Source organism: Bacillus sp. MRMR6 (genome assembly GCF_001940785.1).
GTDB lineage: Bacteria > Bacillota > Bacilli > Bacillales > Cytobacillaceae > Neobacillus.
In genome coordinates this window covers 34,831-55,164 of sequence record NZ_MSLS01000005.1, presented here as the reverse complement: position 1 = coordinate 55,164, position 20,334 = coordinate 34,831, and the positions used below count along the sequence as shown (strand labels likewise).

Below are 20,334 nucleotides of genomic sequence, written 5' to 3'. Positions count from 1 at the left end.
TTAATGTTCTGGAGATTATATAGTAAATATCAGAAATTAATTTAAAATATTATTGTAAATACTGCGGTCAATTATGCTATAATTAAGAAAATTTAAAATACCTTTTAAAAAACGCAATGATTGGGAGTAGTAAGGAATATTTTTTGTTTAGAGAGCTGTCGGCTGGTGAAAGACAGTCAAAGAATTCCCCAACTCGCCCAGGAGTGGTAAGGCTGATTGGTAGGCCTTAACGGTTGACCGCCGTAATCAAGTCATTAAGTGGGTTCGTTTCGGGTTAAAACGAATCAAAAAGAGTGGTACCACGTAGGCAAAGCCTGTCGTCTCTTATGAGATGATGGGCTTTTTATATTCCAAAAAAATCGAAAAGGTGGTCATAACAATGAAAAATGTCGATAAGTATGCAAGAGGGTATTTTATGCCGCCCGTTAAAAGCTTGAAATGGACAGAGAAGGAGTACATAACAGAAGCTCCTACCTGGTGTAGCGTTGACTTAAGGGATGGAAATCAGGCGTTGATTGTTCCAATGAGTTTGGAGGAAAAGCTAGAATATTTCCAATTGCTTTTGGAAGTAGGGTTTAAGGAAATTGAAGTGGGTTTTCCTGCCGCTTCAGAAACGGAGTATGCTTTCCTAAGAACCTTAATTGAACAGGATTTGATTCCGGAGGATGTAACAGTTCAAGTGTTAACACAGTCCAGGGACCATATTATTGAAAAAACATTCGAAGCACTTCGAGGTGCGAACAAGGCCGTGGTCCACCTTTATAATTCCACTTCAGTGGCACAGCGTGAGCAGGTTTTCAAAAAATCAGAAGAAGAAATTATCGAAATAGCGGTTAGTGGAGCGAAACTCTTACAAAAATACGCAGCTGAAACAGAAGGGAATTTCCAATTTCAATATTCGCCAGAGAGCTTCACGGGTACAGAGGTGGAGTTCGCACTTGAAGTTTGTAACCGGGTACTAGATGTATGGCAGCCAACTGCAGAAAACAAGGTCATTATTAACCTTCCTGCAACAGTGTCGATGAGTATGCCTCATGTTTACGCTAGCCAAATTGAGTATATGAGTGAGCACCTGAACTACCGTGACCATGTAATCCTTTCTCTTCATCCACACAATGACAGAGGAACAGGAGTGGCCGATGCTGAGCTTGGCATGCTTGCAGGTGCACAAAGAGTAGAAGGTACTTTGTTTGGAAACGGAGAAAGAACGGGGAATGTCGATATCGTCACGCTTGCCATCAATATGTTTTCACACGGAGTTGACCCCAAGCTTCATTTTGAAAATATCCGTGAGATTATCTCCAAGTACGAAAAATTAACCAGAATGACAGTCCATCAGAGACATCCCTACGCTGGCGAACTGGTCTTTACTGCCTTCTCAGGTTCCCATCAGGACGCTATTGCGAAAGGGATGAAATGGCGGGAGGAAGAGGACCGCCAGCATTGGAGTGTCCCATATCTATTAATTGATCCAAAGGATATTGGCAGGGAATATGAAGGTGATATTATCCGGATTAATAGCCAATCAGGTAAAGGGGGAATCGGCTACATACTGGAACAGCATTATGGACTTGATCTTCCTGCGAAAATGCGTGAAAGCTTTGGCTATAGTGTTAAAAATGTATCAGACCGTCAGCACAAGGAACTTCTGCCAAATGAAATCTATGAGATTTTCATGAAGGAATATGTAAATATTAAAAGCCCGGTCGAGTTCATTAGCTATCGTTCAACGCAAAATGAAAATTACGAAACGAGCGTTAGAATTCGGATGAATAATGAAGAGCATGAATTTATTAGCACAGGGAATGGAAAACTTGATGCCATCAGCAATGTTCTGCAAACACAGCTTGACATCACTTTTAAAGATTTAGTCTATAAGGAACATGCACTAGAAATAGGCTCGAAATCAAACGCTGTTTCTTATGTTGGCTTTACCGGTATGGATGGAGCCGTTTATTGGGGAAGCGGAATTGACCCAGATATTATGACCTCTTCTGTAAAAGCACTATTTAGTGCCGTTAACAACATGATCACGAGTGCAAACCTGCCAATTGAAAAAGCACTTTCTATTACAAAGAACTAATTTCGATAAAATCTTGCAGAACCTGTTTTTGAACAGCTTCTGCAAGATTTTTTACATGAAATGTTATAATACATAATAATGTTATGTAAACTTATGATGCAGTTACTTTCTTCACCAAAAGGGGAGAGATGCAAGAAAGCGAGTCTCATTGATGAGAGACTCGCTTTTTTATATCTTATCCTGCTAGTTGATTCTTTTCACTTTCTAACACAGCTTTTCCCTTTTTCAAGGAAATTTTATTAATGAAGAATGTAATAAGGAAGGAACAAACTAAGCTACCAGCCATGGCAATAATAAAACCAGGTGTGTTATTGGATAACAATGGTGCCATGAACGAAGGTACATATGCTGTTCCTCGAACATCAAACAGGCCGACGAGTAAACCGCCAAATCCAGATGAAATGATGGCGCCAGCAAAGATAAATTTATTGGAAAACATAAACGGATAGGCAGCCTCTACAAAGGTTCCAAAGCCCATATTGATGGCAAACCCAGGTGCTGCCACCGCCGCTTCGCCTTTATCCCGCGGTGAAACAATATTAGCAAGCGTGATACCTGCTGAAACCATAACCAATCCGACCATGTCAACAGCTCCTAAGAAACTATTGCCTGTCCGCTCCATCTCCAAAAGGACAATCGGGAGGATGGCTGCATGATAAACACCGCCAATAATCGCCGGCCAAATTAACAGGCCTGCAATTAGTCCAGCAAGAATTCCATTGGTTGAAACAAGAAGATCAATCAATGAACGGATTCCTTCACCAGCCCAGAGAGTAATAGGCGAAATTAGGAAATATACAGCCAACCCTGAAATCAACCCGGCAAGACCGCCTGCAGCGATATTTACTGTTGTAGCAGGGAATCGCCATTCGAGACACTTTCTAAATATGTATTGAACTAAAAGACCGGCAAGAATACCTCCGATAATCCCACCAATCATTCCACCTTTTACTGATAATACACCCGCCACGATCCCAGCAACAATCGAGACATCGTCAAGGTCGGCCACTTGTTTAGCAGCGATTACTGCTAGAATGACCGGGAGTGCGTTAATCATTAGATTGAAAACATCTCCTAGCATTGTCAATCCAGGAATCTTACTAAGAGCTAATACCAATGCCATTGCAATGAAACCTGGAAGCGAGGACAACATGATCCCGCGTAGATTTATTCGCTGAAACGCCTTCACAGAGGATGTCTCTACTTCGGTATTAGATGCTACTTTCCCGATAACTGGACGATAATTGAGACCAAAATGTTTACTGAATGCTGTTAGGAAGCTGACCGCCCGTGTTCGATTGGTAGTACCTGTTGTTCCCGAGGTCGAAATGACATTTACCCCTTTAGAGGCAATGGCTGCCATCGACGTTCCGCCAGTACCAGCTGCAGGTAATTTCATGTTCGCCGCAGCTTCAACAGCTAATTGATTCGCTCCATTCGGGTCCGCACTCATTAAAATAAGCGAATCGATTTCTCCATTATTAATTTTTACCGCAATTTCTGCATCCAACAGGGCAGCCGCCTCATTTACTTCCCCAATGGTTCCAATTGCACTAATAGTCGGCTGCTTAGTTGATTCATCCCAACTATATAATACTGCTCGCGTATCCTTCTTGATTGCATCCATAGAAGCTTTTGCGGCAATAAATTGTAAGGAGCCGCACTCCATACCGGCCGCCTCAATTTGTAAAAGCAATTCCTCTAATAGTTTTTCCGGCTCTTTACCGCCTAAATAGTAGAGGTTTCCGCCACTGCTCCCAAGAATAGCTACTTTCTTTTTCATCGAATCTTCCACCGACTTTCATCCTTCCCTAAAGCATTTTTATTTTAACTTAATATTATAGTAAAGCGTTAACTTATTAAAGTACTAAAATAAAAAATGGATAAAATTTCTTTGTGTGATCGGTTTTTTCTACAAGCTTTACCAAATTTGTTTCTAGTTTTATTTAAGAATGCTGTCATAACCTCATTTGAAAAAAGCTGCCAGGCAGTTTATTTGCACATTGCAGTTAACAGTAAGAACTAAATCAGGATATTTATTTCTATTTAGAGAAAATTATAGGAAATTGATTATTTTATAAATTTGGTTTTAATTGAACAAAATTAAAGCGAAAAGTTTCCAAATACTTAAGAGGAAATAAGTAGTGATACCTTGGCAGATCTTTTCCACTTTTGAAAGTAATAAGTGACTCTTTCTTTATGGGGGTTTGATATGGAACCACAAACTATTTTTGTTTATACAACCAGCATTGTTTTTGTGTTAGTGGCTTATAAAATTCCAAAAAAAATGAAACTGTATGAAATGTATGCAACCTCCATATTCGCAACATTATTTGGTCTGCTTGTTGATACAGTTTTAGCTGTAAAATACAAATTATATATACTTGACAAGCCAGGGATCCAAATACCTCCATTAGTTGGCCAAGTTATTTTTTATTTCACTACCAGTATCATATTATTAAACCTATTTCCTTTTAATAAGCCAGTGAAATGGAAACTAGTTTATATCTTATGTTTTTCTTTCCTAACTGTTGCCTTTGAGTTCATTTCCTATAAATTTGGATTAATAAAATATAATGAGTGGAAAATTTGGTATTCAGCTTTGTGTTACCCATTCTTAATTTTATTTCTACTTTTAAACTTTAGGTTTTTTCAATGGTTGGTCAGACGATCCTTGTAATCCTTGTGCCGATTCAACCCAAGAAAAATTTACACGTGAATCAATATTTGAAAACACTTAGTGAATCGATTAAACTTGATGATTGTAATAGTATTAAGAATAGATTGTGTGCAAAAAGCGACTCTTCTTTGAAGAATCGCTTTTTTTGTCTAAAAAATCGCCTGACACCTTTTTAGTTGTTTGCTTGTTGAGCAAGATTAGTGGCTGTATTTGATGCAGTTAAATCCACCTTCAGCTGCTCGCTCAATTCATGCGGATGATAAAATCCCTTTGCGACCATATAGTTTGTAATGTTTTCATGCGTTTGAATGGCCATTCGTAATTGTTCTCTTAATTCATTTCGAAGCTCGGGCGTAGCTGCTTCGGTAATGGCAACTGTATAGTTTCTAATCCCAGCTTTTGTCGAGATTAAAAAGTCAGTTGCAATAACTTGATCCGTCATACCGCCCATTCCCATCAAATTTTGAATAAATTGGTTCATTATTGCACCTCACGATTTGTTAAAAATTCTTGTAATCGCTCAATTTGCTGTTGTCCTGCAGTAGCATCATTTTTAAGTATAGTTTTTAATGCTTCATCTTGTGCAAATGGGCCCATTGTTGTTGATTTTGTTAAACTAAGGGCTTTAAAGGTTATTAGCTCGTGAAGATCAAGAGTCTCGTGCAACCCTAAATATTTGGTCATTCATCTCACTCCATTATTATGCCTATTTTTACTTTCTTATATTTTCAAATGGTTAGGCTAAATATTCATTCTTGCATAATAATAAAAAATGATGTACTTACCTTCCTATTTCCACACATAAAAAAAGTAGCAAGTTGGGGATAATAGACCTGTTAATAGTAAATGGAGGTGGGGGAAAGTGAACCAGGATAAACTAGCTTTACACGAGACATTAGAAACCCATGAACTCATCAATTTTAAAACAGTTTGTTTGCTTAGATCTAAATTAATGCAAGGAATTTGCTTTAATAACGAGTTAAAACAACTGATGGAAAAAGATGTTAAACAATCCATTCAGGATTTAAATGAACTCATTCCATTTTATAAACAGAGTCAAATACTTCATTAAGCTGGAGGTGAAGAAATGCAAGATTACTTAGACCCAAGAAATGCGGAAGGCATGCCTAACTTAGCTGATTCAGCGTTTGCCATGGATTTCTTATTATCTGTAAAAAACGGGATTCGTAATTATGGTTTCGCCATAACTGAAACCGCAAACCCAGAACTCAGAAGAGTATTAGCAAAACAATTAGAAGCAGCCATTGATCTACATGGTGAAATTACCGAATTAATGATAAAAAATAAGTGGCTGCATCCTTATAACTTTAAGGAGCAGTTTCCAGTAGATTTAAAAAGCGCAGAGACTGCCATACAAATAGCTCAATTAAACCTGTATCCTATTGACACCGATCGAGGTGGTATGTTTGCAACACCAAATCAATAAAAGGCGGGATATACTTAGATGAAAGCTGTTACCTACCAAGGGATTAAAAATGTTGAAGTAAGAGAAGTTAAAGATCCCTCAATTAAGAACTCAGATGATATTATTGTGAAAATCACGTCCTCCGCCATTTGTGGTTCAGATTTGCACTTAATTCATGGAATGATCCCGAATATGCCTACGGACTTTGTCATTGGACACGAGCCTATGGGCGTGGTTGAGGAAGTAGGGCCAGACGTTCGAAACTTAAAAAAAGGAGATCGCGTTATCATTCCTTTTAATGTTAGCTGCGGAACTTGCTGGTATTGTTCTCATGACCTAACGAGTCAATGTGATAATTCCAATCCCCATGGTGACATGGGCGGATTCTTCGGATATTCTGAAAATACCGGCGGCTATGCCGGAGGCCAAGCTGAATATATGAGGGTTCCGTATGGGAATTTTACCCCTTTCAAAATTCCTGAAGATTGTGAAATGGATGATGAAAAGCTTGTTTTGCTGTCTGATGCTGCGTCTACTGCATACTGGTCGGTTGATCATGCTGGTGTGAAAGAGGGGGATACAGTTATTGTACTAGGCTGTGGACCCGTGGGCTTACTAGCTCAAAAATTTGCCTGGTATAAAGGTGCCAAAAGGGTGATTGCGGTAGATTACATTGACTACCGCTTACAGCATGCAAAACGTACGAACAAAGTGGAGATTGTAAATTTTGAACAGCATCAAAATACGGGAGAATACCTTAAGGAAATTACCAAAGGCGGGGCAGATATTGTGATTGATGCAGTAGGAATGGATGGAAAGTGGACACCGATGGAGTTTTTGGCATCAGGGTTAAAGCTTCAAGGTGGAGCCATGGGAGCCATTGTCATCGCAAGTCAGGCAGTCCGAAAAGCTGGTACGATTCAAATAACAGGGGCTTATGGCGGGCGTTATAATGGATTCCCACTTGGGGATTTAATGAACCGAAATATTGATATAAAAATGGGACAAGCTCCAGTTATTCCCTATATGCCTTTCTTATATGACATATTTGCAAAAGGGGAAGTTGACCCTAGTGATGTGGTAACACATGTATTACCTTTAGACCAGGCAAAACATGGATATGAAGTATTTGATACAAGAACGGATGATTGTATCAAAGTTGTTTTAAAACCATAAACATACATGCCCAGATCGAGAACTATATCTTAGGTTCTAAGGCTGGGTTTTTACTATTACGCCGATTAAATCTTCTCCACTTTTCTTATTACACGCCAATTTCTTGTTTAGCGTTCTCTTCTGTTTTTAATGTCAAAGGCGCCCTGTTCAACTAACTAGGCCCCTTTTTGTTTTCAATGATTCTCTATTAATCCGGTACAGGATATATGTTAAAATACTATTAATAATGAATAAAATAGAAAAAGAGAGTTTATTTTGAAATTTAACGACTAGTTAAGAGGAGAGGAATACATTGTCAAAAGAAGTGTTAGCGAAAAACACAGCGGGTGTTATAAGTGCTGTTATTAAACAGCCCCATTGGGAAAAAGAGAAGCTTCAAAAAGGGCTTAGCAAAGTACTTAAACAAATAAGAGAGGGAGCGGGCTCTCATGAAGAATATTTAGAGTCAATCTTGAGAAACGTAACCTATCAATATGCAAACACAAATACGGCAAGATCCTTTCTTACGCAGTGTATTGAAGAAGAAAAATTTATCCCGCTAGAAAGTTTTCAAGCCATCATGGTAGATGTTCCTAGACAAGTCAAGGAATCTAATTTCTTAGCAGAGAATATGCCTCGGTTTAAAGAATTGGTATACCAAGGGGCAACGCCTGAAGAGCAGGTAGTTCATGCAGAAAAGGTATTTTACCACAGCAAGCTAGTAAATGAACTGATAGTTGAATTTATAGGAACCTTTCTTCAGCCGAATAACCAAAACTTTATGGTGAACTTTATGGAATATTCTTCTACTATAGTCGTTGACACCGTGACACATTACTGCCAAAGCTATTCTAATTTAATACTTGAGGAGCAATAATCGATTAAGCGTTCTTAATGGTTTACTTGTTATCTATAATTGTAGATTCAACTTACATAAATAGGAAAAGAGTGTATGTTACCACCCTAAGATGAACGTTTTGGTCATAATCACCCCTGCATTACCGTACAAATGATATAGGGTGTATTTTATCCATATATTTGTATAATCTTTCGAAATTCTCAACTTAGAGTTTTTTATCATTAAGGGGGAGTATCTGTGAAATCAATTGGAATCTTGGGCGTAGGTCAAGCAGGTGGTAATATAGCGGAAGTAGCCTCAGCCATGGGGTTTCAGACAGCACTAATTAATACGAATCAGCGTGATGGTGCTGCCAACACCCGGGTGGAAAGAAAGTATTTTGTTCCCGGATATAATGGAGCTGGGCAAGATCGAGCATTAGGATTACGGGCGGTTCAAGGCCACTACCGTGAGCTCATTGATTTTGTCGACAGTTCTTTTAAAAACATCAAGCTGTTATTAGTCGCTTTTTCAACGGACGGTGGCACAGGTTCCGGGATGAGCCCGCTACTAATTGATCTGTTAATCGACCAATTACCCGGTGTCAACGTAGGTGCGATTGCGGTTATTCCTGAAAGAAATGTATTGGCTGGCAATCGAATTAATACTGCAGAGTGTATGGAGGAGCTTTCCAAGATTGAAGGCATTTCTTCTGTGTTTCTAGTAGATAATGATCAGATGCGGAAAATGAAGCCGCAATCAAGCAAACATGAAATTTATCTTTCTGCTAATCTTCAAGCCATGGAGGCGATCAATCACCTGCTGAAAATAACGAAAAAGAGTTCGGTGTACGGAAACTTTGATGAAACAGATCTTATGAATATCCTGGGGTCTAGAGGAGTTACGCTCATATCTTCAGCAGCGATTACCGATGCGAAAACGACTTCGGACGTCTCATCAAAAGTACAACTCTCTTGGGCTAACTCGATTTTCTGTCCCGTTGAATCACAGGGCGTTATCCGGGCCGGGTTGATTTATGAAGGGCCAGAAAGTATTTCCAAACTCATCAATGTGCCGTCGATCTTTGAAAGAGTGGGAGAACCGCTGCAATTATTCGAAGGTACCTATATCACTGAAAATGATCCGACCATCACTACCATACTTTCCGGACTATCCTTCCCGACCAGAAGAATGCTAGCCGTTGAGGAAACGATCGAAAAGAACAGAGAACGACTACAAAATCTTGTTAAAAAGGAATCTAGCCAGAAATATGAATCTCGCATCACCTGGGCATCCAATCTAAAGCTGATCAAACCAGAAAGACAAACGGTTAGCATCACAACCAAATTAAATAAGTATCAGAAATAGTAAATGGAAACACATCGGACCATCCCGATGTGTTTCTTTTAATGCTTAGGAATTTTCTAATGTGATAAAATTTTTTATAAAAATCAGCACATTTTTCAACCTAACAGCATATAGTGACTATTGTGTGAGAAATTGTTAGGAAGGAAGAGAGCACAAATGAGAAACGACAAAATTATCCTATCAACTAAAATCGAGGACAATGCTGGAGAAAATGGATATGAAATTATTGAAGTCAATATTAGCGATCCCATCGAAAACGTCTATGCCGTAGTCACTCCTATTAAAATGAAATAAGAGAAACCTTTTCTCTATACCACCCTATTAATTTGAATGCTAAAAAGGAAAAACGTGGTAAAATATACTTATTCTAGTTCTGTTTGAGGGTGGAGGAGTTCAATTGAAACAAGCACTTTTAGTTATTGATGCACAACAGGCATTAATAGATGGTGATGGTATTGAACAAGGTGTTTTTGAGAAAGAAAGATTAATTAAAACTATTAATAGAGTTGTTAATAATGCGTTAGTAGAAAATGTTCAAATTGTTTTTATAAGAGATAGAGATGTCTCAAATGGTGAATCTCCCGGCTTTGACATTCATAAGGATATCAATATACCTGAGAGTGCCGTTATTTTTGATAAATCTGCTACCAATTCGTTTTACGGGACCAAACTAAATGATTATTTGCAAGAACATAGGACTGAGCATCTAGTCATTATGGGATGTAAAACGCAATTCTGTATTGATTCTGCGGTACGGACTGCAACGATTAATCAGTATGATGTCACTCTAGTTGGGGATGGACATTCTACCTCAGACAGCAAACACCTGTCGGCTGAACAGATTATCCAGCATCATAATGCCGTTTTGTACGGACATGATAATGTAGATCATTTTTCACTCGTTAGAAACTCTGAAGAAGATTTGTTCACACCTATTCATAATAACTATAGGTAAACTTTTGTGCCAGGACCTATCGAGTCCTGGCATTTTTTATATATAGTTCTTAAAATATTGGTAGAATTTATGTTACTATTATCCTATTGTGTTTTTTTCAGTTAATTAGGAGGTATTTTGTGAATTTACGTGGCCTTTTGGTGGATTATCTTAATTGTTGTCATTATAGAACTGATCCATTTAGTTAAAAAACGGAGAAGATACGCATAAAAACATTGAGAGTAGACTAAAAAATGGGTACGGGTTCCGTTTCCTATCGCAAACATTAAAAATGCAAGTTAAAATGAGTGCCAATTTGCGTTTGAAATTAACACTCATTCTTTATTGATCCTGTTCTTGATGCTTTTGTTGATAACGATTACAAAACTACAATTGCTTCTAAAATTATTTCGGAAGGTATAGTTGAATATGATAGAGGATTGGCAAAAAATGAAGCTCCTTTCGGGAATTATATAGTTAAATTTGATTTAAATAATATGGAGATTGTTTCTGAAGAATTAGATGTTACTAATCCTGATTACTCTGAAGAGTGGAGAGTATTTTAAAAAGAAAACAAAAAGTGATTTTTTACGAACGGATGTGTGACTTCAACAAGTTATAAAAATGGATATATAAAATGGCTCAGTATATGAACTGAGCCATTTTATATTTTATGGGTCTTCTACTTAGTTGTAAATAAAAGTAGGTGGACAAAACGAAGACGAATACACTACTGAGTGCATTTACATAAAGTTTACGATTTTATTAGTTTACCACTGCATAGTATTAGAGTTATAATAAAACTCTATAAATTTAGGGTTTCGAAATAAATGAAGTATGAGTAAGGTAAGGAGAGGGAAAATTGAAAAATTTACAACAAAAAAAGAGATTACAGCTTGCTATATTGTTAGGTTCACTCGGAATTTTAGGCCCTTTTACGATAGATATGTATTTGCCGTCATTCCCAACCATTGTGAATGAATTCCATACGACTGCTTCATTGGTCCAAATCAGTTTAACTTCATGTTTGTTAGGGCTGGGTTTGGGGCAATTGATTATCGGGCCATTGAGTGACGTCCAAGGTCGGAGGAAACCTTTGCTTATTTTTCTAGGTTTATACCTGCTTGCTTCACTCATTTGTGCGATCGCACCCAATATCTATTTCTTCATTGGCGCACGTTTGCTTCAGGGCTTTGCTGCAGCAGGTGGACTCGTCATTTCTCGGGCGATTGTTCGGGATCTTTATAGCGGAAGGGAACTGACCAAGTTTTTTGCCTTAATGGTGTTAGTAGGTAACCTTGGTCCCATCATTGCACCGATTGTGGGAGGAGGAGTTCTTGCTTTTACGACCTGGACAGGTGTTTTCCTTTTACTGGCTTTGGTTGGCTTGGTATTAGTCCTTATTGTTTCATTCAATTTAGAAGAAACATTACCAATAGAAAAGCGTGTCCCTAGTAATCTTTCTCACACCATTAAGAATTTTGGTTCGTTGATGAAAGATCGCCAGTTCATGGGGTATGCTTTTACACAAGGCTTTATCGTTGCTGGAATCTTTGCTTATGTATCTGGAATTCCCTTTGTTTATCAAAATATTTACGGTGTATCGCCACAGCAATTTAGTTTCTTATTTCCTGTGAATGGGATTGCTTTAATTATTGGAAGCCAGCTGGTTGGCCGTTTAACAGATATTATTCCAGAGAAGACTTTTCTAAAAATCGGATTGATGATATCTAATACAGCCGCTGGTGCGCTGCTGCTAGCACTCCTTCTAAAAGCACCGTTAATCGTCGTTGCCGTCCCGATTTTCTTTTTAGTCATGTCGATTGGTATTATTTCCACTACGTCTTTCGCATTAGCAATCGAGACACAAGGACATATTGCGGGAAGTGCTTCTGCACTATTAGGATTATTACCTTTTGTTCTAGGTTCATTGACGGCTCCGCTTGTTGGAATTGCTGGGGAGTACTCGGCTATTCCAATGGGTGTCGTAATCTTTGGCGCAAGCTTCTTGGCTTTTCTTTCTTATATCGGTTTAGTCCGTAAACCATCTCTTAAGCTACAGACTTCTAGATTATAAACCGTGGGAGCCTTCACATTGAAGGCTCTTTTTCATTCAGTTATTGCATCGTAAACTTTATCCACGATCTCATCATCTTGAACATCAAATTCCATTCTTAACTGGTATCGAATAATTTCTTTATTAACCGATCCTTCTGTGTTCTCAACTTTACTCGTTTTGAGCCAATAGGCAATTAACTGAATTTGATCATCATCCTTTAAAATACTCATGCTAACGATCTCTCCCTCACTTAGAATCCTCTGTACTATGATTTTCTAAACGTTTAATTATATACTTCATACCAAACCTAACGTTTTTGTTTTATACTGTATACTCAGGTCCATTATTGGAGGGGATAGAGAATATGGCACGTTTTACTGCAAGCAATCGAGATAAAGTCAGTTCTTATAAAAGTCTTCGTTCGCTATATGAACAAAATATTACGGTAAGCAGTATATCTGAATCATTTATTACTTGTAATCTCCATAATGACGCTCTACTCATTAAAGAACAGATGTTGCTAAAAGATTATGATGTCATCGGTGTGGAAGATCAAGGAACCGTCCAAGGATATGTGCTTCGAGCGGATTTGAAGGCCGGGACGTGTAAAGACTTTTTTCGGAGCTTTGGACCAACAGAGCTTGTCGCTGAAAACACACCATTGATTCAGACGCTGTTTATTTTTCGAGAGCGTGAAAGAATCTTTGTTTTAGAGGGGAATCGTGTTACCAAGGTTGTGACCTTAGCGGACCTGCAAAAACCGCCTATCCGAATGCTGTTATTTGGATTGATTTCGTTAATGGAAATGCATCTATATCGGATCATCCATGATTATTTTCCTGAGGACTCCTGGAGAAAGCATTTAAGCACGAAAAGGATTAACCAAGCTGAAGATTTATTTTTACTTAGAAAAACCCGGAATGAAGCCATTCAATTAAGTGACTGCCTCCAGTTATGTGACAAGCGGGATATTGTATTGAACGAGCAGCCACTAAGAGAATTAATGAGCATTGAATCTAAAAGCAAAGGAAAGGTCTTCTTTAAGGAGCTTGAAAACCTAAGGAACAACCTGGCCCACTCACAGGATTTGAATACACAAAGCTCCTGGACTAACATGTTTGCCTTGATTGAAGAAACAGAACAATTGTTAGAAACCTGCGAAAAGCTAAATTTTCCTTAGTTGTTAATGATGGGAAAAATAGTACTTGAAATCGTAAAATGTTTATATTATGATTTAAACTAGTTTTACATCTACATATTGTTGTATTTTTTAACTAGTAAAACTATATATTGTGTTTGCCTTAAGAAAAGATGCCTGCAAAGGCTTAATTGGGAATCTGGTGAAATCCAGAACTGCCCCCGCAACTGTAAATGCTGACGAAATGGACAAGCCACTGAATAATAAAGCTAACGAAAAGGCGATTATTCGGGAAGGGTTCAAAGTAGGACGAAGCATGAGTCAGGAGACCTGTCTTTCTTAAGTAGTTTCACTTCTTCGGGGATTGAGAAGATGGGACGGTGGCAGCAGGAGGTTTGTTCTTCTTTCTTTATGAACCTTTTGTTTTGTGATCGTTTCGTCCGCTCCCATACCCGGGGCGGATTTTTTTATTTATTGGAGGAATGAACATGACCACTGGTGTGGATGGTAGAGTAGCCGAGGCATTGAAGCGGGCTGAGGAAATTTTCAGACTGGATGTTACAGAATTAAGAAAGCGAATCAGTGATCCGCTGATAAAAGAAGCGGAAGCAAATCAACAAGCACTTCACTATTCAATTGAACAAATTAGAATGGATCAGCCTGATTGGACCTTTGTGGCTGCGGAATTTTTTCTTAATGAACTGTATAAGAAAGCGGCGGAAAGCCGGGGCTATAATCGGACTGCAAAGTATGGGGATTTTTATTCGTTACTCAAACAGTTGACAGATGTAGGTATATATTCTCCTGACTTGTTATGTTTATACAGCAAAGAGGAAGTCGATCTACTCGCCAAAATGATTGACGCTGAACGGGACTACTCCTTTAATTACATAGGATTATTTTTATTAGCAGATCGCTATCTTGCTAGAGATTATCGTAAAAATGTTTATGAACTGCCTCAGGAACGTTTTATGATCATCAGCATGACCCTTATGAAATACGAAAGCAAGCAGAAGCGTTTGGAGCTTGTGAAGGAAGCTTACTGGGCATTGAGTCATTTATATATGACGGTTGCAACACCAACACTGGCCAATGCCGGCAAGAGCTACGGACAGCTTTCTTCCTGCTTTATCGATACGGTGGATGATTCGCTCGATAGCATTTATTTAAACAATTGGGATACGGCCCGCCTTAGTAAAGATGGGGGAGGAGTTGGCATTTATTTTGGAAAGGTCCGTGCTCTTGGTTCTGACATTAAAAAATTCAAAGGCAATTCTTCAGGCATTGTTCCATGGGTGAAACTAGTAAATGATACCGCGGTGAGTGTCGATCAGTTAGGTCAGCGGCAGGGTGCGATTGCTGTTTACCTGGACTTGTTTCATAAAGACATTATGAACGGGTTCCTGGATTTAAAGACGAACAATGGCGATGAAAGACGAAAAGCACATGATATTTTCACAGGGGTTACCGTTCCGGACCTATTTATGAAAAAACTAGAGGAAAAAGATGAGAGTGGCAGAAGCATCGGGGAATGGCATACGTTTTGTCCCCATCAAGTCAAGCAAATCATGGGCTGGAAGGACACAAATGGTCAGCCTCTTGGGCTTGAGGATTTCTATGATGAGCACGAGCGAAAGGATTTTTCCGAGAAATATGAGGAGGCAGTTAATCATCCACTTCTTCCGAGGAAGACTTACCGGGCAATGGATATAATGGCCCGGATTATGGTTTCACAATTAGAAACGGGGACACCTTATATGTTTTATCGTGATGAGGTTAATCGGCAAAATCCAAATAAACATATCCTCGGAAAGGGCAGAACCTCGATATACTGCAGTAATTTATGCACGGAAATCATGCAAAATATGTCAGCGACTACAATTGTTAATGAGTACCAAGACCAAGACGGGAATATCGTGATTGTCCGTAAACCAGGTGACTTTGTCGTTTGCAATTTAGCGTCTATTAATCTGGCAAAAGCGGTTCAGGATGATGTGTTGGAACGAGTGGTCAACATCCAGGTGAGAATGCTCGATAATGTGATTGATTTAAATACCATCTCAGTAGGACAAGCCCAGGTGACCAATAAAAAATACAGAGCAATCGGGCTCGGTACATTCGGCTGGCATCATCTCCTTGCCCTTAAAGGAATCTATTGGGAGTCGGAAGAGGCGGTCAAGTATGCTGATGAGCTATATGAAGAAATAGCTTACCATACGATTCGGGCATCAAAAACGCTTGCACAGGAAAAAGGAGCTTATAGTCAGTTCCAGGGATCAGAATGGCAGACAGGTGCATATTTTTCGAGAAAAAATTATCATTCAGAAAAATGGCAGGAGCTAAAAAAAGAGGTTGCAGCACATGGGCTTCGAAATGGCTGGCTGATGGCGGTTGCACCAAACTCGTCCACTGCTAAAATTGGCGGGTCAACAGATGGGATTGATCCGATTTATTCGGTTGAATATGCCGAAGAAAAGAAGAATTTCAAAATGAGAGTGACGGCACCTGACCTAACCCACCATACCTACAGCTATTATCGCCGTGCCCGCTATGAATTAGATCAAGTGTGGAGCATTAAACAAAATGCAGCCCGTCAACGTCATATTGACCAGGGGATTAGCTTTAATCTGTATGTACGGCATGACATTAAGGCAAAGGATTTGCTGAACCTACATCTGGAGGCTTGGAAACAGGGATTAAAAACAACCTATTACGTGAGAAGCACCTCACAGAGCGAAATCGAAGAATGCGAAGCATGCCATAGCTAACAGGAGGAATTTATCTTGAATATTCATGTACCGTTATCAAAGGTGAAACTGTTACATCCGCAGCACCCAAATAAATCAACAGGTATTATTAATGGGAAATCATCCGGTCTCCTCAATTGGAATGATATCGCTTATCCGCAAATGTATGAATTGTATCAAACTCTGCTATCAAATTTCTGGAAGGCGCAGGAAATTAATATGCAGGATGATATTAAACAATGGGATCAACTTAGTTCAACAGAAAAAGAGGTTTTCTTGAGAATCAATACACAGCTGGCTTCGCTCGATAGCTTGCAAACACCGACCATGTTTCAGGTGATGGACTATATTTCCGATTCGAGCTTTAAAGCGATTTTTGCCGTTATTGCCCAGCAGGAGGCTGTTCATAACGAATCGTATTCCTATATTCTTAGTTCACTGGTGCCTTTAAGTGAACAAAATGACCGGTTCAATCAAGCAAAGGCGGACCCGCTGGTTCAAAAACGCAATCAATTGATTTTAGATGCGTATGAAACATTTCGCCAGGCACCTACACCACAGCATTTATTCCAGCTTGCGGTCAATTCTATTAATCTAGAGGGTATTTATTTTTACGCTGGCTTTGCTTTCTTTTATCATCTTGCCCGTCAGCAAAAAATGCTGAAGACAAGTACGATGATTAGTTATATACAACGCGATGAAATGCAGCATGCCTACTTTATGGCCCAATTCATTCGCATTCTCTTAACTGAAAATCCTGAATTAAATACTTTTAAAAACATGGAATATGTCTATGAAACAATTGGCCATGCCGTCAAGCTTGAAAAAGAATGGGCTCGTTTCATTCTCCGAGATATTGAGGGGATTGACTTGATGGAATACGAGCACTACACGGAATACCTGGCAAATAAACGGCTGCGCCAGCTTGGATTTCAAAATTTATACGAAGAACGCACGAATCCAATGCCTTGGATTCATGTGTTCAGCGATGAAATGATGAATGGAACGAAATCGGATTTCTTTGAACAGAAATCCAGAACTTATTCAAAGGTGACTCAGTCAAACGGCTTCGATGAACTATGAAACTTGCAGTTGTGTATGCCTCTCAGTCTGGAAATACCGAAGAACTAGCAGAGTTATTATTTAGGATATGTTTGGAACAGGGGGGAAAGGCAAGTCTATTTAGTGTTGAAGATTTTCCTCATGAGAATTTAACAAGTTTTGATGCGGTGATGATCGGAACCTATACATGGGGGAATGGGGAAATTCCTCTTGAAATGATGGGTTTGTATCAAGCCTTTGAAAAACAAGATGCAAAAAATGTTATGACTGGAGTTTTTGGGACAGGCGATAGCAGTTATCCACATTTTTGTGGTGCTGTAGACCATTTTAGGGACATGCTTTTTCGAAAAAGCCGCTTAGCTGTAACATTAAAAATTGAACTTAGACCGCAATCGAAGGATCTGGAGAGATGCGAGAAGTTCGTTAGTATCCTATTAGGGGCAATGGTTTAAGTTTAGAAACTACGGGAGATTATCTGACAAATTGCTTGAATTTGAATTCTTTTTTTCTATAATTCTATATATGACTACTTAACTGAGGAAAGGGAGCGGTAGGCTTGATTAGGAGAAAAATAGAGGTTGCTGAGTTCCTAAATGAATTTGAAAACTATGCAAATTGGGATGGCATGAAATATTATCTAACCCTTAATACAGTGAAGCCAAAAGGTAACTTGACCATTATGAAGTATGATAATGGCACTTTTACTTATCATCGGAAGAATGAACTTTATTGGGATATAAGAGAGAATAAAATCGAATGTGAGATCCTGACAGATATACTCTGGAGTTTTAGAAAAACAATTAATGAGTATATTAGAAGTAAGGCGATATAGAAATAGTTTATAGTAATCAACAACTGCTGCAAAGCAGTTGTTTTTTCGTTCTCCAAAGATTTAGTGGTCGTTTTGTGGCGGTAAATAACGAAAAAATCCTCAAACAATTGATTTGAGGATTTTTCATGCTATAAGCCTATCTCTGTATCATTCTTAATCGTAATCATTTTTTCCTTTTTGATCCCAAAAATGACTAAAATGGTGCCTGTCACCACGAAAATGGGTTCTAACCAATTGGCTTCTGCACCGCTTGTGATCCGGTGCAACTGAAAGATCCAGTGAAAGACGACGATGTCAAAGCTCAAGAAAAGGCCTGTGGCTACGATAAAGCCGTGAAAGAATGATTTCGGAAAAAAGCGGTAAAATAGTGCAATCAGTAGAAGCAGCACGGTGACGCCGACGCCAACAGCGCCTATGCGCTCTGCACCTGTTTCGGCTTTCATCCCAAATGCCAATGCATCTATTAAATGAAACAGAAAGTCAACTGCAAAAAATCCAAGAATCGCCCCAAAAAGCCTCATGTTCTAAAACCCCTTAACATCTTTTTTTAGAACTATATTATACATTTCCTTTAGGTAATAGGGAATTTATTTGTTGTGTAAGCAAATGTAAATTTGTCTAAATTATTAATTAATTCGCAATAATAATGAAGCTATTGTAAAATATCTTAATATTCAATATAATACGTCTTGTTATCATTTTATATTAAAAGTAGTTTTTTAAAATTGGAGGGACAATATATGAAAAATTCATTGAAGAAATGGAATCAAATCAGTCTTGTCAAACAAATCCTAATTGGGTTAATTATTGGTATTATTTTGGCAGTAACCATCCCAGAAACGGCGAAACCTTTAGTTATATTAGGTTCGTTATTTGTCGGGGCTTTAAAAGCAGTTGCACCGATTTTGGTCCTGTTCCTGGTTATGGCGGCGATCGCCCAACACAAAAGCGGCCAGAAAACAAATATGAAATCTGTTATTAGCCTATACCTTTTAGGAACGTTTTTGGCAGGATTAATCGCCGTTGTGGTCAGCTTTATTTTTCCAGTAACTATCACTCTTACGAAGGGAGTGGAGGATTTAGCTGCTCCTGGCGGCGTGGTGGAAGTTCTAAAAACTTTACTGTTGAACGTTGTCGATAACCCGGTAAAAGCCATCTATAATGCTAACTATATTGGTATTTTAGCATGGGCAATCGTTCTTGGAATTGCTTTACGAAATGCACCTGATACGACTAAGACATTGGTTTCCAATTTCTCAGACGCCGTGTCCAAAGTGGTAGGTTGGGTCATCAAGTTAGCGCCGTTCGGAATTATGGGTCTAGTTATTGAGTCGATTACCACAAACGGTCTTGAATCTTTATTAGGTTATGGAAAGCTACTTGCTGTTTTGGTCGGCTGCATGCTTTTTGTTGCCCTTGTGGTGAATCCGCTTATGGTATTTGCTGCGCTACGTCAGAATCCATACCCGCTTGTCTTTAAGTGTATTAGGGAAAGTGGCATTACTGCCTTCTTCACAAGAAGCTCAGCTGCCAACATTCCGGTCAATATGAAATTATGTGAAAAACTAGGCTTGGATAAAGATTCTTATTCTGTATCCATTCCACTTGGAGCTACCATCAATATGGCGGGGGCAGCCGTTACGATTTCGGTTTTGACACTTGCTGCGGTTCATACACTAGGCATTCAAGTGGACATTCCTACAGCCATCATCCTTAGCGTCTTATCCGCTGTTGCCGCTTGCGGTGCTTCAGGAGTTGCCGGAGGTTCACTCTTATTGATTCCACTTGCTGCCAGCTTGTTCGGAATTCCGAATGAAGTAGCGATGCAGGTTGTTGGGGTTGGCTTTATCATTGGTGTCCTGCAAGACTCTTTTGAAACAGCCCTTAACTCTTCAACAGATGTCGTGTTTACAGCGACAGCTGAATACAAAAAGCGGCTTAAAGAAGGTAAGAAAGTAGATATCAGAGAAATAGCATAAGGCAACGATAAAAATTTCTCAACGAAAAAATGA

Annotated in this window: 20 protein-coding genes, 1 riboswitch and 1 other annotated feature; of the genes, 15 read left to right on the top strand and 5 right to left on the bottom strand. The window is 39.0% G+C overall.

What is annotated here, in order from left to right; genetic code table 11:
• Positions 1–107 precede the first annotated feature (107 nt).
• Positions 108–328, top strand: a binding site (T-box leader).
• A 51-nt stretch (positions 329–379) separates the two neighbouring features.
• Positions 380–2,083, top strand: a complete 1,704-nt coding sequence (locus tag BTR25_RS07320; RefSeq protein WP_075687416.1) for a 2-isopropylmalate synthase — start codon at positions 380–382, stop codon at positions 2,081–2,083.
• A 175-nt stretch (positions 2,084–2,258) separates the two neighbouring features.
• Here BTR25_RS07320 and BTR25_RS07315 read toward each other — a convergent pair whose 3' ends face one another.
• The 3 genes from BTR25_RS07315 to BTR25_RS07300 all read right to left on the bottom strand — a co-directional run bounded on the left by BTR25_RS07315 (position 2,259) and on the right by BTR25_RS07300 (position 5,447).
• Complete coding sequence (locus BTR25_RS07315; RefSeq protein WP_075687566.1) at positions 2,259–3,866, bottom strand: PTS sugar transporter; 1,608 nt, start codon at positions 3,864–3,866, stop codon at positions 2,259–2,261.
• Positions 3,867–4,935: 1,069 nt separating this feature from the next.
• Complete coding sequence (locus tag BTR25_RS07305) at positions 4,936–5,244, bottom strand: spore coat protein (RefSeq protein ID WP_075687414.1); 309 nt, start codon at positions 5,242–5,244, stop codon at positions 4,936–4,938.
• Complete coding sequence (locus tag BTR25_RS07300) at positions 5,244–5,447, bottom strand: hypothetical protein (protein WP_075687413.1); 204 nt, start codon at positions 5,445–5,447, stop codon at positions 5,244–5,246. Before BTR25_RS07300 ends, BTR25_RS07305 begins: the two co-directional genes overlap by 1 nt.
• 178 nt (positions 5,448–5,625) lie before the next feature.
• Here BTR25_RS07300 and BTR25_RS07295 point away from each other — a divergent pair, with 178 nt between their 5' ends.
• The 8 genes from BTR25_RS07295 (at position 5,626) to BTR25_RS07265 (ending at position 12,561) form a co-directional block, all read left to right on the top strand.
• Positions 5,626–5,835 carry a spore coat protein gene (locus tag BTR25_RS07295; protein WP_075687412.1) on the top strand — a complete coding sequence of 70 codons (210 nt, stop codon included), beginning with the start codon at positions 5,626–5,628 and terminating at the stop codon, positions 5,833–5,835.
• A 15-nt stretch (positions 5,836–5,850) separates the two neighbouring features.
• Positions 5,851–6,210, top strand: a complete 360-nt coding sequence (locus BTR25_RS07290; RefSeq protein ID WP_075687411.1) for a spore coat protein — start codon at positions 5,851–5,853, stop codon at positions 6,208–6,210.
• A gap of 18 nt (positions 6,211–6,228) precedes the next feature.
• Complete coding sequence (locus tag BTR25_RS07285) at positions 6,229–7,365, top strand: zinc-dependent alcohol dehydrogenase (RefSeq protein WP_075687410.1); 1,137 nt, start codon at positions 6,229–6,231, stop codon at positions 7,363–7,365.
• Positions 7,366–7,657: 292 nt separating this feature from the next.
• A complete protein-coding gene (locus BTR25_RS07280) occupies positions 7,658–8,221 on the top strand; it encodes a hypothetical protein (protein ID WP_075687409.1) in 564 nt (187 codons plus the stop codon).
• Between the two features lie 219 nt (positions 8,222–8,440).
• Entirely contained in the window at positions 8,441–9,550 is a 1,110-nt protein-coding gene (locus BTR25_RS07275) for an FtsZ/tubulin family protein (RefSeq protein ID WP_075687408.1), read from the top strand.
• A gap of 156 nt (positions 9,551–9,706) precedes the next feature.
• Entirely contained in the window at positions 9,707–9,844 is a 138-nt protein-coding gene (locus tag BTR25_RS27445) for a hypothetical protein (RefSeq protein ID WP_175596716.1), read from the top strand.
• A gap of 103 nt (positions 9,845–9,947) precedes the next feature.
• Positions 9,948–10,505, top strand: a complete 558-nt coding sequence (locus BTR25_RS07270; RefSeq protein WP_075687407.1) for an isochorismatase family protein — start codon at positions 9,948–9,950, stop codon at positions 10,503–10,505.
• Between the two features lie 841 nt (positions 10,506–11,346).
• On the top strand, positions 11,347–12,561 hold the full coding sequence (locus BTR25_RS07265) for a Bcr/CflA family efflux MFS transporter (protein ID WP_075687406.1): 1,215 nt from the start codon (positions 11,347–11,349) through the stop codon (positions 12,559–12,561).
• A 32-nt stretch (positions 12,562–12,593) separates the two neighbouring features.
• Here BTR25_RS07265 and BTR25_RS07260 read toward each other — a convergent pair whose 3' ends face one another.
• Complete coding sequence (locus BTR25_RS07260; protein ID WP_075687405.1) at positions 12,594–12,773, bottom strand: hypothetical protein; 180 nt, start codon at positions 12,771–12,773, stop codon at positions 12,594–12,596.
• A 134-nt stretch (positions 12,774–12,907) separates the two neighbouring features.
• Between BTR25_RS07260 and BTR25_RS07255 the strand changes: the two genes are divergently transcribed.
• From BTR25_RS07255 to BTR25_RS07235, 5 genes are all read left to right on the top strand, one after another.
• Positions 12,908–13,723 (top strand): CBS domain-containing protein, encoded by an 816-nt coding sequence (locus tag BTR25_RS07255; RefSeq protein ID WP_075687404.1) that lies wholly within the window; start codon positions 12,908–12,910, stop codon positions 13,721–13,723.
• Between the two features lie 112 nt (positions 13,724–13,835).
• Positions 13,836–14,032: riboswitch (cobalamin riboswitch) on the top strand.
• Positions 14,033–14,169: 137 nt separating this feature from the next.
• Positions 14,170–16,449 (top strand): ribonucleoside-diphosphate reductase subunit alpha, encoded by a 2,280-nt coding sequence (locus tag BTR25_RS07250; protein WP_483295241.1) that lies wholly within the window; start codon positions 14,170–14,172, stop codon positions 16,447–16,449.
• 15 nt (positions 16,450–16,464) lie between these two features.
• The gene (locus tag BTR25_RS07245) at positions 16,465–17,511 is read left to right on the top strand and encodes a ribonucleotide-diphosphate reductase subunit beta (RefSeq protein WP_075687402.1); all 1,047 of its coding nucleotides are present in this window, start codon (positions 16,465–16,467) and stop codon (positions 17,509–17,511) included.
• Positions 17,508–17,942 (top strand): flavodoxin domain-containing protein, encoded by a 435-nt coding sequence (locus BTR25_RS07240; protein ID WP_075687401.1) that lies wholly within the window; start codon positions 17,508–17,510, stop codon positions 17,940–17,942. The genes BTR25_RS07245 and BTR25_RS07240 overlap by 4 nt, the downstream gene beginning before the upstream one ends.
• Before the next feature lie 104 nt (positions 17,943–18,046).
• Positions 18,047–18,322 (top strand): hypothetical protein, encoded by a 276-nt coding sequence (locus tag BTR25_RS07235; protein WP_075687400.1) that lies wholly within the window; start codon positions 18,047–18,049, stop codon positions 18,320–18,322.
• Between the two features lie 128 nt (positions 18,323–18,450).
• Here the strand turns inward: BTR25_RS07235 and BTR25_RS07230 are convergent, their stop codons facing one another.
• Positions 18,451–18,843 carry a DUF2243 domain-containing protein gene (locus BTR25_RS07230; protein ID WP_075687399.1) on the bottom strand — a complete coding sequence of 131 codons (393 nt, stop codon included), beginning with the start codon at positions 18,841–18,843 and terminating at the stop codon, positions 18,451–18,453.
• Positions 18,844–19,062: 219 nt separating this feature from the next.
• Here BTR25_RS07230 and sstT point away from each other — a divergent pair, with 219 nt between their 5' ends.
• The gene (gene sstT, locus BTR25_RS07225) at positions 19,063–20,301 is read left to right on the top strand and encodes a serine/threonine transporter SstT (RefSeq protein ID WP_075687398.1); all 1,239 of its coding nucleotides are present in this window, start codon (positions 19,063–19,065) and stop codon (positions 20,299–20,301) included.
• Positions 20,302–20,334: the final 33 nt, after the last annotated feature.